Annotated in this window: 14 protein-coding genes and 7 tRNA genes; 16 read left to right on the top strand and 5 right to left on the bottom strand. The window is 47.6% G+C overall.

Going from position 1 to position 13,713, the window contains the following annotated elements:
• The first annotated feature begins 20 nt into the window (after positions 1–20).
• The 11 genes from pal (at position 21) to pnuC (ending at position 4,766) form a co-directional block, all read left to right on the top strand.
• Positions 21–545, top strand: coding sequence for a peptidoglycan-associated lipoprotein Pal (gene pal / locus NBA72_RS07800; RefSeq protein WP_001176623.1), 525 nt, complete (start codon positions 21–23; stop codon positions 543–545).
• Positions 546–554: 9 nt separating this feature from the next.
• Positions 555–1,343, top strand: coding sequence for a cell division protein CpoB (gene cpoB / locus NBA72_RS07805; RefSeq protein ID WP_042947988.1), 789 nt, complete (start codon positions 555–557; stop codon positions 1,341–1,343).
• Between the two features lie 164 nt (positions 1,344–1,507).
• Positions 1,508–1,583 (top strand) — tRNA-Lys (locus NBA72_RS07810).
• Positions 1,584–1,714: 131 nt separating this feature from the next.
• A tRNA-Val gene (locus tag NBA72_RS07815) sits at positions 1,715–1,790 on the top strand.
• A gap of 3 nt (positions 1,791–1,793) precedes the next feature.
• A tRNA-Lys gene (locus NBA72_RS07820) sits at positions 1,794–1,869 on the top strand.
• 131 nt (positions 1,870–2,000) lie between these two features.
• Positions 2,001–2,076, top strand: a tRNA-Val gene (locus NBA72_RS07825).
• Positions 2,077–2,079: 3 nt separating this feature from the next.
• Positions 2,080–2,155, top strand: a tRNA-Lys gene (locus NBA72_RS07830).
• A gap of 139 nt (positions 2,156–2,294) precedes the next feature.
• A tRNA-Lys gene (locus NBA72_RS07835) sits at positions 2,295–2,370 on the top strand.
• 139 nt (positions 2,371–2,509) lie between these two features.
• A tRNA-Lys gene (locus NBA72_RS07840) sits at positions 2,510–2,585 on the top strand.
• A gap of 393 nt (positions 2,586–2,978) precedes the next feature.
• Complete coding sequence (gene nadA / locus NBA72_RS07845) at positions 2,979–4,022, top strand: quinolinate synthase NadA (protein WP_000115334.1); 1,044 nt, start codon at positions 2,979–2,981, stop codon at positions 4,020–4,022.
• 24 nt (positions 4,023–4,046) lie between these two features.
• Complete coding sequence (gene pnuC, locus NBA72_RS07850; protein WP_001728872.1) at positions 4,047–4,766, top strand: nicotinamide riboside transporter PnuC; 720 nt, start codon at positions 4,047–4,049, stop codon at positions 4,764–4,766.
• Here pnuC and zitB read toward each other — a convergent pair.
• Positions 4,763–5,701, bottom strand: a complete 939-nt coding sequence (zitB, locus tag NBA72_RS07855; protein ID WP_000951250.1) for a CDF family zinc transporter ZitB — start codon at positions 5,699–5,701, stop codon at positions 4,763–4,765. The two genes, pnuC and zitB, sit on opposite strands and share 4 nt — an antisense overlap.
• Before the next feature lie 110 nt (positions 5,702–5,811).
• The gene (locus tag NBA72_RS07860) at positions 5,812–6,198 is read right to left on the bottom strand and encodes a YbgS-like family protein (protein ID WP_000784380.1); all 387 of its coding nucleotides are present in this window, start codon (positions 6,196–6,198) and stop codon (positions 5,812–5,814) included.
• A 319-nt stretch (positions 6,199–6,517) separates the two neighbouring features.
• Here NBA72_RS07860 and aroG point away from each other — a divergent pair, with 319 nt between their 5' ends.
• Positions 6,518–7,570 carry a 3-deoxy-7-phosphoheptulonate synthase AroG gene (gene aroG, locus NBA72_RS07865; protein WP_001109233.1) on the top strand — a complete coding sequence of 351 codons (1,053 nt, stop codon included), beginning with the start codon at positions 6,518–6,520 and terminating at the stop codon, positions 7,568–7,570.
• Positions 7,571–7,663: 93 nt separating this feature from the next.
• Here aroG and NBA72_RS07870 read toward each other — a convergent pair whose 3' ends face one another.
• The gene (locus NBA72_RS07870; protein WP_000970374.1) at positions 7,664–8,209 is read right to left on the bottom strand and encodes a FumA C-terminus/TtdB family hydratase beta subunit; all 546 of its coding nucleotides are present in this window, start codon (positions 8,207–8,209) and stop codon (positions 7,664–7,666) included.
• 14 nt (positions 8,210–8,223) lie between these two features.
• The gene (locus tag NBA72_RS07875) at positions 8,224–9,069 is read right to left on the bottom strand and encodes a fumarate hydratase (protein WP_000086831.1); all 846 of its coding nucleotides are present in this window, start codon (positions 9,067–9,069) and stop codon (positions 8,224–8,226) included.
• Between the two features lie 129 nt (positions 9,070–9,198).
• Here NBA72_RS07875 and NBA72_RS07880 point away from each other — a divergent pair, with 129 nt between their 5' ends.
• A complete protein-coding gene (locus NBA72_RS07880) occupies positions 9,199–10,089 on the top strand; it encodes a LysR family transcriptional regulator (RefSeq protein ID WP_000405927.1) in 891 nt (296 codons plus the stop codon).
• Here NBA72_RS07880 and NBA72_RS07885 read toward each other — a convergent pair whose 3' ends face one another.
• On the bottom strand, positions 10,090–11,073 hold the full coding sequence (locus NBA72_RS07885) for a LysR family transcriptional regulator (protein ID WP_077908674.1): 984 nt from the start codon (positions 11,071–11,073) through the stop codon (positions 10,090–10,092).
• 222 nt (positions 11,074–11,295) lie between these two features.
• Between NBA72_RS07885 and NBA72_RS07890 the strand changes: the two genes are divergently transcribed.
• From NBA72_RS07890 to NBA72_RS07900, 3 genes are all read left to right on the top strand, one after another.
• Positions 11,296–12,564 (top strand): SLC13 family permease, encoded by a 1,269-nt coding sequence (locus NBA72_RS07890; protein WP_042947984.1) that lies wholly within the window; start codon positions 11,296–11,298, stop codon positions 12,562–12,564.
• A gap of 49 nt (positions 12,565–12,613) precedes the next feature.
• A complete protein-coding gene (locus tag NBA72_RS07895; protein ID WP_001529440.1) occupies positions 12,614–12,862 on the top strand; it encodes an oxaloacetate decarboxylase subunit gamma in 249 nt (82 codons plus the stop codon).
• Positions 12,863–12,877: 15 nt separating this feature from the next.
• A partial coding sequence (locus NBA72_RS07900; protein ID WP_439005035.1) for a pyruvate carboxylase subunit B occupies positions 12,878–13,713 on the top strand: 836 nt, incomplete at its 3' end.

Below are 13,713 nucleotides of genomic sequence, written 5' to 3' on the forward strand. Positions count from 1 at the left end.
TTACTAAAGGAATTAAAGAAATGCAACTGAACAAAGTGCTGAAGGGCCTGATGATTGCCCTGCCTGTTATGGCAATCGCGGCATGTTCTTCCAACAAGAACGCCAGCAATGACGGTAGCGAAGGCGGTATGCTGAACGGCGCCGGCACGGGTATGGATTCGAACGGTAGCGGCAATATGTCGTCTGAAGAGCAAGCGCGTCTGCAGATGCAGCAGCTGCAGCAGAACAACATCGTTTACTTCGATCTCGACAAGTACGATATCCGTTCTGACTTCGCGGCAATGCTGGATGCGCACGCTAACTTCCTGCGTAGCAACCCGTCTTACAAAGTCACCGTAGAAGGTCACGCGGACGAACGTGGTACGCCTGAGTACAACATCTCCCTGGGCGAACGTCGTGCTAACGCCGTTAAAATGTACCTGCAGGGTAAAGGCGTTTCCGCTGACCAGATCTCCATCGTTTCTTACGGTAAAGAAAAACCTGCCGTACTGGGCCACGACGAAGCGGCTTACGCTAAGAACCGTCGCGCTGTACTGGTTTACTAAGAGAATTGCATGAGCAGTAACTTCAGACATCACCTGTTGAGTCTGTCGTTACTGGTTGGCATAGCGGCCCCCTGGGCCGCTTTTGCTCAGGCGCCAATCAGTAGTGTCGGCTCAGGCTCGGTCGAAGACCGCGTCACTCAACTTGAGCGTATCTCTAACGCTCACAGCCAGCTTTTAACCCAACTTCAGCAGCAGCTCTCCGATAATCAGTCCGATATCGATTCTTTGCGCGGCCAAATCCAGGAAAATCAGTATCAACTGAATCAGGTGATGGAACGCCAGAAGCAAATTATGCTGCAGCTGGGGAGCTTAAATAATGGCGGCGCAGCGCAGCCAGCAGCTGGTGACCAGAGTGGGGCGGCAACCGCTGCGACCTCCGCTCCGGATGCCGGTACGGCAACCTCAGGGGCGCCGGTACAAAGTGGCGATGCGAATACCGATTACAATGCGGCAATTGCGCTGGTGCAGGATAAGTCTCGCCAGGATGATGCGATTGTGGCGTTTCAGAACTTCATCAAGAAATACCCTGATTCTACTTATCAGCCGAACGCCAATTACTGGCTGGGCCAGTTGAATTACAACAAGGGTAAAAAAGATGATGCCGCCTATTATTTCGCCTCGGTAGTAAAAAACTATCCTAAGTCGCCGAAGGCTGCGGACGCGATGTACAAAGTTGGCGTTATCATGCAGGACAAAGGTGATACGGCAAAAGCGAAAGCGGTTTATCAGCAGGTGATTAGCAAATATCCTGGCACTGATGGCGCGAAACAGGCGCAAAAGCGTCTTAACGCGATGTAATGCGTACCATGCGACCAGAAAACGCCTTTTTTCTGGTCGCGTCGTGCGATTCCTAAGCAGTTGAGCCCCCTGCGTCGAAATTTTTGTTGCGCTCAAATCTGAAATCAGTAATATATGCCGCCGTTGCCACGGGATATTAAACAACTCGAAAGCAACGCAAAAGTGGGTCGTTAGCTCAGTTGGTAGAGCAGTTGACTTTTAATCAATTGGTCGCAGGTTCGAATCCTGCACGACCCACCAATCGTTCGGTGGAAACGAGAATAAAACGTGAAGGATAACGTTGCGTCAGCAACGGCCTGTAGGGCGAGGCGAAGCCGAGTCATCCTGCACACCACTAACTTCGGTTAGTCAGTAATATCCAGCGTAGTATCGGGTGATTAGCTCAGCTGGGAGAGCACCTCCCTTACAAGGAGGGGGTCGGCGGTTCGATCCCGTCATCACCCACCACTCGGGTCGTTAGCTCAGTTGGTAGAGCAGTTGACTTTTAATCAATTGGTCGCAGGTTCGAATCCTGCACGACCCACCAATCGTTCGGTGGAAACGAGAATAAAACGTGAAGGATAACGTTGCGTCAGCAACGGCCTGTAGGGCGAGGCGAAGCCGAGTCATCCTGCACACCACTAACTTCGGTTAGTCAGTAATATCCAGCGTAGTATCGGGTGATTAGCTCAGCTGGGAGAGCACCTCCCTTACAAGGAGGGGGTCGGCGGTTCGATCCCGTCATCACCCACCACTCGGGTCGTTAGCTCAGTTGGTAGAGCAGTTGACTTTTAATCAATTGGTCGCAGGTTCGAATCCTGCACGACCCACCAATTTAACATCAAACTCAGATGTTGAACGTGAAGGATAACGTTGCGTCAGCAACCTGTAGGGCGAGGCGAAGCCGAGTCATCCTGCACGACCCACCATCTTTAGATGGTCCGAGTAAAATCTTTCAGGCAGCACCCGTATGGGTCGTTAGCTCAGTTGGTAGAGCAGTTGACTTTTAATCAATTGGTCGCAGGTTCGAATCCTGCACGACCCACCAATTTAACATCAAACTCAGATGTTGAACGTGAAGGATAACGTTGCGTCAGCAACCTGTAGGGCGAGGCGAAGCCGAGTCATCCTGCACGACCCACCATCTTTAGATGGTCCGAGTAAAATCTTTCAGGCAGCACCCGTATGGGTCGTTAGCTCAGTTGGTAGAGCAGTTGACTTTTAATCAATTGGTCGCAGGTTCGAATCCTGCACGACCCACCAATTTAACATCAAACTCAGATGTTGAACGTGAAGGATAACGTTGCGTCAGCAACGGCCCGTAGGGCGAGGCGAAGCCGAGTCATCCTGCACGACCCACCAATGTAAAAAAGCGCCCTAAAGGCGCTTTTTTGCTATCTGCGATATGGAAGATTCGAACCTGTCGCAGGTTCGGGTCTTGCCTGATGCGCTGCGCTTATCAGGCCTACAGACGGCACCGCTCACGCAGGCCAGATAAGACGTTACGCCGCCATCAGATATGGGGCTACGTAATTATTGTGACTTTCCTTATTGAACCAGCTATCTTGTTTAGCATATAAAACAAATTAACCGATTGTGGCGTTTATTACGCTTTCATTCGGTTGTTTCGTTAAGTCAGTAAAACGAGAAGCCACGATGAGCGTAATGTTTGACCCACAAGCCGCAATCTACCCGTTCCCGCCGAAACCAACGCCGTTGAACGACGATGAAAAGCAATTTTATCGTGAGAAAATCAAGCGGTTGCTCAAAGAGCGCAATGCCGTCATGGTGGCGCACTACTACACCGATCCGGAAATTCAACAGTTAGCAGAAGAAACCGGCGGCTGTATTTCCGACTCACTGGAAATGGCCCGTTTCGGCGCGAAGCACGCCGCATCCACGCTGCTGGTAGCGGGCGTACGGTTTATGGGGGAAACCGCCAAAATCCTCAGCCCGGAAAAAAACATTCTTATGCCTACGCTGGCGGCGGAATGTTCGCTGGATTTAGGCTGCCCAATAGACGAATTTAGCGCTTTTTGTGATGCGCACCCTGACAGAACCGTAGTGGTCTATGCTAACACCTCGGCTGCTGTTAAAGCGCGTGCGGACTGGGTTGTGACCTCCAGTATCGCCGTAGAACTGATTGAGCATCTGGATAGTTTGGGGGAAAAAATTATCTGGGCGCCGGACAGACACCTGGGGAATTACGTGCAAAAACAGACCGGGGCCGATGTACTGTGTTGGCAAGGGGCGTGTATCGTGCATGACGAGTTTAAAACCCAGGCGTTGACCCGTTTAAAAAAAATCTATCCCGATGCCGCTCTTCTGGTTCACCCTGAATCGCCGCAGTCCATTGTCGAGATGGCCGATGCGGTGGGCTCCACCAGTCAGCTTATTAAGGCGGCAAAAACGCTGCCGCACAGACAGCTTATCGTGGCGACCGATCGCGGCATCTTCTACAAAATGCAGCAGGCGGTGCCTGAAAAAGAACTGCTTGAAGCGCCCACGGCTGGCGAGGGGGCGACCTGCCGTAGCTGCGCGCACTGTCCGTGGATGGCGATGAATGGCCTGAAAGCCATTGCTGAAGGGCTGGAGCAGGGAGGCGCGGCGCATGAAATACAGGTTGATGCGGCGCTACGCGAGGGCGCATTACTGCCGCTCAACCGGATGCTGGATTTTGCGGCTACACTTCGGGCGTAAAGACGGAAATCTTTGGGGGAGAGAATGGATTTTTTTAGTACGCACAACATACTGATTCATATTCCGATTGGCGCTGGCGGGTACGATCTCTCGTGGATCGAAGCGGTAGGAACCATCGCCGGCCTGCTCTGTATTTGGCTTGCCAGTCTGGAGAAGATCAGCAACTACTTTTTTGGACTGGTTAACGTCACCCTGTTTGCGATTATTTTCTTTCAGATCCAGCTTTATGCCAGCCTGTTGCTGCAACTCTTTTTCTTTGCCGCCAATATTTATGGCTGGTATGCGTGGTCGCGGCAAACAAAGGATAATGAAGCCGAGCTCAAAATCCGCTGGCTGCCGTTGCCAAAAGCAATGGCATGGCTGGCGATATGTGTGATAGCTATCGGTTTGATGACGCGATATATCGATCCCGTATTCGCCGTCCTGACGCGCGTGGCCGTCGCCATTATGCAGATGCTGGGGTTACAGGTGACAATGCCTGTACTGCAACCGGACGCTTTCCCGTTCTGGGACTCTTGCATGATGGTGCTGTCTATCGCGGCGATGATTCTGATGACACGCAAATATGTCGAAAACTGGCTCCTGTGGGTGGTAATCAACGTGATCAGTGTGGTGATTTTTGCTTTGCAGGGCGTCTATGCGATGTCGCTGGAATATCTGATCCTGACATTTATCGCCGTGAACGGTAGCCGCCTGTGGATAAACAGCGCGCGGGAGCGAGGATCGCGCGCGCTTTCCCGTTAATGGTGATGAACATGCCCGGATGGCGTCTGATTCAGATGACAGTCCGGGCCGTGACACACTTGATACTCCATCTGAATCGTAGCGTGCGCAATATGGTATTCGTGCATCAGGAAATCCTGGATACGTTCCAGCAGCGCATCATGGTCGTGTGGCGGAATGACCTGAGCGTGCAACGTCATGACCGGTTTTTCGCCGACCATCCAGACATGCACATGGTGTACGTTACGGACTTCGGGGATTTCCCGGCTTAAATGGCGCTGTAAGGCATTAATATCCAGCGAAACCGGCGCGCCTTCCAGCAATTCGTTGACGCTATCTTTTAACAAACGCCAGGCGCTGCGTAACACCAGTACCGAAACCAGAATAGAGAGAATCGGGTCCGCTGGCGTCCAGCCCGTCCAGATAATGATCAGCGCGGCGACTATTGCGCCGACGGAACCCAGCAAATCGCCCATCACATGTAGCGCGGCAGCGCGCACGTTCAGGTTTTTTTCATCGCTTCCCCGATGGAGAATCCAGAACGCAAACAGGTTCGCCAGCAGACCCGCAACCGCAATCACCATCATCAGATTGCCCGCCACCGGACGTGGCGTGTAAAAGCGCTCTATCGCTTCCCAGACAATGAGAAGGGTAATGACCACCAACGCAATGGCATTCACAAAAGCCGCCAGTGTGGTGAGTCTTAGCCAGCCAAAAGTGTGGCGAACAGTCGGGGGACGACGGGAAAATTGAACCGCCAGCAGCGCAAAGAGAAGGGCCGCCGCGTCGGTGAGCATATGTCCCGCATCCGCCAACAACGCCAGAGAGCCGGAGAGTATCCCGCCCACCACCTCAAGGAGCATAAATCCGGCAGTGACGATAAAGGCGAAAAGCAGGCGACGAGCATTATTATCTTTCGGCAGGTGTGAATCGGCATGAGAGTGTGAGTGCGCCATAACGTCATTCCTTTGTTATTCTCATCAATACTGTAGACATCATACTGATTTTTCGCTGACAAAATAAAAAGGAGAGCGAAAGCTCTCCCGTTATCAGACTTTTTTCTGCATTACTGTGTGGTACCGTCGGTTTTGGTATTCACGTCATTATTGACGCCATTACCGGTTTCCACTTTTTTATTAATATCCGGGCAGCGACCGTCTTTACACATGGTATTTTTATGCTCTTCATCCTTGGTCATTCCGTCATGATTCATGGTTGAACCGTCTGGATGCTGCATCGTGCTGTTAGTATTGCCGTTGGTATTGATGTCGTTGTTATTCACATCATTCGGCGCTACATTCTGGCGGGCGTCCGGGGCAACCTGACCGGCATTTGCCGCCGAGTTCGCCTGGCCATTACTGGATTGCGCGTTAGATTCAGCAGCTAACGCTGCGCCGCTGGCAAGGCCGAGGGTAGCGGTGAGTAAAAGCGTAGTCAGTTTTGTCATTTTCATAAGATGCTCCTGTTATGGTGGATATGTCGGATAACCTCTTCCAACAGTGCACGTGTCAGTCAAATCCTCAAATAAGGGATAAAAAACGTTCGCCGCCGCGGGTTAACGCAGCAGAGAATCTTGCAATAATTCATAAACAGAGTGGTTACAGTTAAAAAGTGTAGGTTAGATCCCATTTTTCGCTACATTTGTGCGTTTTTTTCCTGAATTCCAGGATTATTCCGTTCAAAGTGTAAAAGCCCGTTTACACTATTTAATTGAAGAGATAGATTGGAGGGATTGCATTCATTGGGATAAGTACGGCAACACTGGAATAAACATGAATTATCAGAACGACGATTTACGCATTAAAGAAATCAACGAGTTATTACCTCCGGTCGCGCTGCTGGAAAAGTTTCCCGCTACGGAAAATGCAGCGAATACCGTTGCTCACGCGCGCAAAGCCATCCATAAAATTCTCAAAGGCAATGACGATCGTCTGCTGGTGGTGATCGGTCCTTGTTCAATTCATGATCCGGCAGCGGCGAAAGAGTATGCCGCCCGTTTGCTGGCGCTACGTGATGAGCTTCAAGGCGAGCTTGAAATTGTCATGCGCGTCTATTTTGAGAAACCGCGTACCACCGTCGGCTGGAAAGGGCTGATTAACGATCCGCATATGGATAACAGCTTCCAGATTAACGACGGTCTGCGTATTGCGCGCAAACTGCTGCTGGATATTAACGACAGCGGCCTGCCTGCCGCCGGCGAATTCCTCGATATGATCACGCCGCAATATCTGGCCGATCTGATGAGCTGGGGCGCCATTGGCGCGCGGACTACTGAATCCCAGGTTCATCGCGAACTGGCGTCTGGCCTCTCTTGTCCGGTCGGTTTTAAAAATGGTACTGATGGCACGATTAAAGTCGCCATTGACGCCATCAACGCCGCCGGCGCGCCGCATTGCTTCCTCTCCGTCACTAAATGGGGTCATTCGGCGATTGTGAATACCAGCGGCAACGGCGACTGCCATATCATTCTGCGCGGCGGTAAAGCGCCAAACTATAGCGCGCAGCATGTTGCTGAGGTGAAAGAAGGCCTCATCAAAGCGGGACTGACGCCGCAGGTCATGATCGATTTCAGCCATGCCAACTCCTGTAAGCAATTTCAAAAGCAGATGGAGGTTTGCGCCGATGTCTGTCAGCAGATAGCGGGCGGTGAAAAAGCGATTATTGGCGTGATGGTAGAGAGTCATCTGGTAGAAGGAAACCAGAGTCTGGAAAGCGGTCAGCCGCTGACCTACGGTAAAAGCATTACTGACGCCTGTATTGGCTGGGAAGATACCGATGCGCTGCTTCGTCAGTTGTCGGCAGCGGTAAAAGCCCGTCGCGGCTAAGTTTATTTTCTATCCTGTGGTGAAGCGCAGGATAGAAAACATATCGGTCCGGTAACAGTCTACCGGACCGATATTACCAATATTAATGTATTATTATTTGGCGTACTTAGGTACTTCCTGCTTCTGGAGAGTATTTCCTTCCGAATCAATTCCTACAATGACTCTATAGCGGTCAAAATATAACTTCTTAATGGATTCTGTTCCTAATTCTTCGTAGGCAACAATTTCTACTGATTTAACATGTTTTGTATTAATTGCAGACGCTCCTCCAATCCCGAGTAGCGAAACCCCACCGTATTTTTTACAAAGCTCAGCGACATAATCAGCACGATCGCCTTTGCCAAGAAACGCAGTTGCCCCTTGTTGAAACATCATTTCTACAAATGGGTCCATACGCGCGGCCGTTGTAGGACCGTTGGAGCCAATAGGTAAACCAGGTCTGGCAGGGCAGGGGCCAGCATAGTAAATCGTTTGGTTTTGAAAATCGACTGGTGATTTTTCTCCGTTACTAAGCGCTACTTCGATTTTTTTATGCGCGGCGTCACGGCAGGTGTAAGCAAATCCAGTGAGAAATAATATATCGCCGACCTTAAGAGTTTTCGCTTTCTCTTTAGTCAATGGTAATGTTAATTCCATCATAGCTTCTCCAGGTATTAAATGATTTCACTAGCGTGGCGGCTTGCATTACATTGGAAATTGATTGCGACTGGCAGTGCAGTGATATGGCAAGGATAGTAATCGACATGCACGCCTAACGCCGTAATACGCCCGCCCATACCTAAAGGGCCGATCCCTGTATTATTCACGGCCTCTAATAATTCAGCTTCGAGCTGGGCATAAAGTGGTTTAGCATTGAACTCACCAAGAGGGCGTAATAATGCTTTCTTCGCCATCCACGAACAGTGATCCATTGTACCGCCAACGCCGATACCAATAATATAAGGAGGGCATGGATTGCCTCCTACACGACGGACAGTTTCCAGAACAAAATCTTTTATACCATCAATACCATCGCCGGGAAGCAATGTTTTAAAAGTTCCCATATTTTCGCTACCGCCGCCCTTTGGCATAACGGTAATTGTCACTCGGTCACCATCAACAATTTCAGTATGTAAAATTGCAGGAGTATTATCATTAGTATTAATACGTTCTAATGGATCTGCAACCATGGATTTTCTTAAGTATCCATTTTCATAGCCCTGGCGAACACCCTGGTTCACCTGATCTTTAAGCGGCTTACCTTCCCAGCATACATGTTGTCCAATTTCCATTATAACGATACAAGTGCCGGTATCATGGCAGCATGCAAGTTGTTCTTTTTTTGCATACTCTCCATTATCAATTAATATCTTAATGGTTTCCTTGCCGATCTTTGACTCTTCTTTATCATATGCTTTACGAAAAGAACACATGAGATTATCATCCAGTTCATAACAAGCTTTTTTTACAAGTTTTTCGATAACCGGAATGATAATTTCTGTATTTAATATACGACTCATACTCCCTCCAGTGCTATGTTGCATTGTTTTATCCATTGATCACATTTTCATGATATTCGTATTCATTGTAGGAAGGAAATATGTTATTTTTATTAAATGATAAATTTTATTTATAGTAGTGGAAAATAGATGGAAATTAGACAATTAGAATATTTTGTAAGCGCTTCTTTGTTAGGTAACTTAACCAGAGTTGCTGAGCGGCATTTTGTTTCTCAACCTAATATCACCATTGCTATTAAGAAGTTAGAGACTGAATTAGGGGTGACATTATTTGATAGAAAGAAAAATAAACTTGTCCTTACTGAGGAGGGCATGTTTTTCTTACAAAAAATTGAACCTATCCTTATTGCGTTAAAAAATAGCGTAGCGGAAATGAAAGATTATCGTAATGAAAATGGTGGCATAGTAACTTTGGGGATCCCACCGATGATAAGTTTGTTTCTTTTTTCACCGCTCTTCAAGCATTTCCGGGAGATTTATCCAGAGATGGAACTCTCTCTTGTTGAAGAGGGGACTTTTGGTTTACATGATAAACTTTCTGCTGGAGAGCTGGATCTTGCTATTGTTATTATTAATGACTGTCCAAAAGAATTAGTTACGGTACCATTAATGACTCAGCAGCACGTGGTATGTATGTCAGATAAACATCCTCTGGCAAAAAAGGATAGTATCGATTGGGAAGATCTACAATATGAGCCATTGATACTAATGAAAAAAGATTCCTGGCATAGAAAAACGATTATTGAAGAATGTACAAAGCGAGGAATTCATACACATATTTTTCTATCATCAAACAGGGTTCAAACCAACATAGATCTGGTTGCTAAAAATGAAGGAATTTCTTTCATTTTGGACGCTGTCGATCTTAAAGCCGAAAAAGTAATAACCAAGGCCATGACTGAGCCGACTTATGTTACGATTGGTTTGGCCTGGAAGAAAGATAAATATTTATCATATGCAACCAGAGCGTTAATTAAATTCATTGAGGATTATATTAAAGAACATTTTACAATTAAATAATTACATTTGTTCTTCAACAAAAATTTCCCATAGCTCTTCGGCATCTGGAGGCATTCTCTTGGCTGGTCTATAAAGTCTTATTTCTATGGGTACCCATAAATTGCTTTCTTTTTCCGCTGCAGTAACAATAGTTTTAGCCTCTATATCTTGCCTGGCAAGGCTTTGAGGTATCCAGGCAACACCATCGCCAGATCTGACCATTGCCAATAGTGTTGCTGCCAGATCGGCCACAAAGGCAACATTTATATTATGGGTAATTCTGTTAATAGACGCTGTATTTGCTATTATTCTTCCCAGACCTGATTGTGATGAAAAAGAAAGGTAAGGGAATTGAATCTTATTATTTATATTCCACAACGGTTTTAACGTTTCTGAGTCTGGTTTACTGAATGGAATTAATGTATCAAACCCAAGACGAATGCTCATAAAGTTATTTTTATTTAAATTTAGATGCATATGTGGGTGATGGTGACACAGCAAAAATTGTGAATCTCCCTGCCGCATCATTTTTTCGCACGCATTCAATGAGTCAGATAAAAGACGAAATGAACCAAATTTTGCAATTTTATCACTCTGTTTTAACAAATGCGGTACAAAAGAGAAAGACAAAGCATGCGTTGCTGAAAAAACAAGACTAGGTTGTTTATTACCTGCGGCCTCAAGGGTATCACTTTTCAATGTGTACAAGGAGTGGATCAGTTCGGGAAGCTGGTCTGTAAATACTTCTCCGGCCTTGGTAAGGGTGACTCCCCGTTTACTTCTTTCAAAAAGGGGCGTACCCACCCATTCTTCGAGAGATTGTATCCGACGACTAAATGCGGGTTGAGTCACATATCTTGAGGCAGACGCTTTTGAGAAATTCAACGTTTCTTTTAGAGCCAGACAGTCTTCGAGCCATGTTAGTTCGAGGTGATGCCGATATTGCATAAGCTGCAACCTTATTAGCATTGGATGAGTTTCATTTATATAAGTAGCATTATACACAGACAGATTTTAAGAGGAAATTATTTGATTAAACAGAAACAAAAGCAGTAAGAATATGTTATGCCTTTGTCGGGTAAGTGTTGTTATTTATGTGAGTGTATTCTTTCTCAATAGAAATTAATTAGATGTAATTTTAGTATAACATGTGATTTATGCTTGTTGCAGTTGTATTCATGACTGTAATGAGTTGTTTTTGTACCCTAATAATATAAGGACGTATACATGTCACCAGCGATTATTACTTTGTTGGTTTTAGTGGTTGCAATAATTATCTTTGTTAGCGATCGTCTTCCTATGGGATTAGTTGCATTTATGGTCCCAATGGCACTTTATTTTACCGGTGTTATCGATGCTAAGGATATTTTTGCTTCAATCGTAAATGCGAATGTTATTCTTATCGTCGCCATGTGTGTACTCGGTGCGGCATTTTTTAAAACAGGTTTGGCATGGCAATCAAGTAAAATTTTACTAAAATATGCTAAAACAGAAAGACGCCTTAGTGTATTGATTTTTCTTATTGGTGGAGTTATGTCTGCCTTTGTTTCTAATAGCGGAACAGTTGCTGTGCTAATTCCTATTGTTTTAGGTATTGCCGCCAGTAGTCAGATTAAGCCTATTAAACTTCTTATGCCTCTGGTTTTTGGGGCAACAATCGGTGCTGATATTTCTATTATCGGTTCGCCAGGAAATCTGATTGCTAAAAATACTATTGAAACTTTTAGTAAGGGAAGTCTGTCGGTGCCATTTTTCGAATACGCTAAAATTGGTATTCCTTTGCTGATTGCATGCTCTATATTTCTCTATTTCTTTGGTTCAAAACTCATCGCAGATCGTGATGGAAATACACAATCTGATTCTCAAATGGATTATAGCCAAATTCCGGCCTGGCATAGAAATTTAACTTTAGCCGTTTTTATCCTGGCTATCGCTGGAATGGTGGCAACTGATTATATTAAGTTTCTGCCTCCAATGCATATTATTGCGTGTTGTGCGGCTATTGTTCTTGTATTTGCTGGCGTTTTGACACAAAAGGAAACTTTTAATTCTTTTGAAACGCTAACTGTTTTCATGCTTGCGTTTATGATGCCTTTAGGAGCCGCGCTTAATTCTACTGGTGCTGGAGAAATGATTGCCAATGCCGTTATTTCAGTAACCGGAGATTCTGGCGTTATGATTATTATGGCATCATTGTGGATACTTACATGGGCTTTGACTCAAGTTATGAGTAACACTGCAGCATGTACGTTGTTATGCCCGGTAGGGTGGACTATCGCACAGTCTATTGGCGCAGACCCTCGTGCAGTTGTTATTGCTGTTTTTATTGCGAGTAGTGTTGCTGTTTGTACCCCAATGGCTATTCCTGCAAACTCAATGATTATTGGCCCGGGGAATGTTAAATTTAAAGATTTCTTAAAACCCGGACTGGCGATTAGTTTGGTTTGTTTTATCGTTAGTATGATTTTACTACCGATATTTTATCCCTTCTATTAATGCCTGATATTACTTTTCTATTTTAGATTATTAAATTTGAGACTTTATTATGAATAGTTCGGTGCTATTAGGTGAAGGCTTCACTCTGATGTTCCTCGGCATGGGGTTCGTGCTGGCGTTTCTGTTCCTGCTGATTTTCGCCATCCGCGGCATGTCCGCCGCCGTCAACCGTTTCTTCCCTGAACCGGCTCCGGTGCCAAAACTGGCACCTGCCGCCGCCGCGCCCGCGGACGACTTTGCCCGCCTCAAGCCGGTGATTGCCGCCGCTATCCACCACCATCGCCGCCTTAACCCTTAATTTACGGAGGAATCCATGACTATTGCCATTACCGACGTCGTCCTGCGTGACGCCCACCAGTCCCTTTTCGCCACCCGCCTGCGCCTTGATGACATGCTGCCGATTGCCGCTCAGCTCGACGACGTGGGCTACGGGTCGCTGGAGTGCTGGGGCGGCGCCACCTTTGACGCCTGCATCCGCTTCCTCGGCGAAGACCCGTGGCTGCGCCTGCGCGAACTCAAAAAGGCCATGCCGAAGACCCCCCTGCAGATGTTGCTGCGCGGCCAGAACCTGCTCGGTTATCGCCACTACGCCGATGATGTGGTGGAACGCTTCGTCGAACGCGCCGTCAAAAACGGCATGGACGTGTTCCGCGTCTTCGATGCCATGAACGACCCGCGCAATATGAAAGCCGCCCTGCAGGCGGTGCGCAGCCACGGCGCCCACGCCCAGGGCACGCTGAGCTATACCACCAGCCCGGCGCACACGCTGCAGACCTGGCTGGATTTAACCGAACAGCTGCTGGAAACCGGCGTTGACTCGATTGCCATCAAGGATATGTCCGGCATTCTCACGCCGATGGCCGCTTTTGAGCTGGTCAGCGAAATCAAAAAACGTTTTGAGGTGCGCCTGCACCTGCACTGTCACGCCACTACCGGGATGGCGGAGATGGCCCTGCTGAAGGCTATCGAGGCTGGCGTCGACGGCGTGGACACGGCGATTTCCTCCATGAGCGCCACCTACGGCCACCCGGCCACCGAAGCGCTGGTGGCGACGTTGGCAGGTACTGAGCACGACACCGGGCTGGATATCCTGAAGCTGGAGAGCATCGCGGCCTACTTCCGCGAGGTGCGCAAAAAGTACCACGCCTT

It is taken from the genome of Salmonella sp. NW1250, assembly GCF_051812965.1.
Classification (GTDB): domain Bacteria; phylum Pseudomonadota; class Gammaproteobacteria; order Enterobacterales; family Enterobacteriaceae; genus Salmonella; species Salmonella enterica.

Bases quoted from the DNA above. Each gene is read 5' to 3' on its own strand.
- NBA72_RS07860 (WP_000784380.1), bottom strand. From the start codon at position 6,198: ATGAAAATGACAAAACTGACTACGCTTTTACTCACCGCTACCCTCGGC.
- aroG (WP_001109233.1), top strand. From the start codon at position 6,518: ATGAATTATCAGAACGACGATTTACGCATTAAAGAAATCAACGAGTTA.
- NBA72_RS07875 (WP_000086831.1), bottom strand. From the start codon at position 9,069: ATGAGTCGTATATTAAATACAGAAATTATCATTCCGGTTATCGAAAAA.
- zitB (WP_000951250.1), bottom strand. From the start codon at position 5,701: ATGGCGCACTCACACTCTCATGCCGATTCACACCTGCCGAAAGATAAT.
- NBA72_RS07890 (WP_042947984.1), top strand. From the start codon at position 11,296: ATGTCACCAGCGATTATTACTTTGTTGGTTTTAGTGGTTGCAATAATT.
- NBA72_RS07895 (WP_001529440.1), top strand. From the start codon at position 12,614: ATGAATAGTTCGGTGCTATTAGGTGAAGGCTTCACTCTGATGTTCCTC.
- pal (WP_001176623.1), top strand. From the start codon at position 21: ATGCAACTGAACAAAGTGCTGAAGGGCCTGATGATTGCCCTGCCTGTT.
- pnuC (WP_001728872.1), top strand. From the start codon at position 4,047: ATGGATTTTTTTAGTACGCACAACATACTGATTCATATTCCGATTGGC.
- NBA72_RS07870 (WP_000970374.1), bottom strand. From the start codon at position 8,209: ATGATGGAATTAACATTACCATTGACTAAAGAGAAAGCGAAAACTCTT.
- NBA72_RS07880 (WP_000405927.1), top strand. From the start codon at position 9,199: ATGGAAATTAGACAATTAGAATATTTTGTAAGCGCTTCTTTGTTAGGT.
- nadA (WP_000115334.1), top strand. From the start codon at position 2,979: ATGAGCGTAATGTTTGACCCACAAGCCGCAATCTACCCGTTCCCGCCG.
- cpoB (WP_042947988.1), top strand. From the start codon at position 555: ATGAGCAGTAACTTCAGACATCACCTGTTGAGTCTGTCGTTACTGGTT.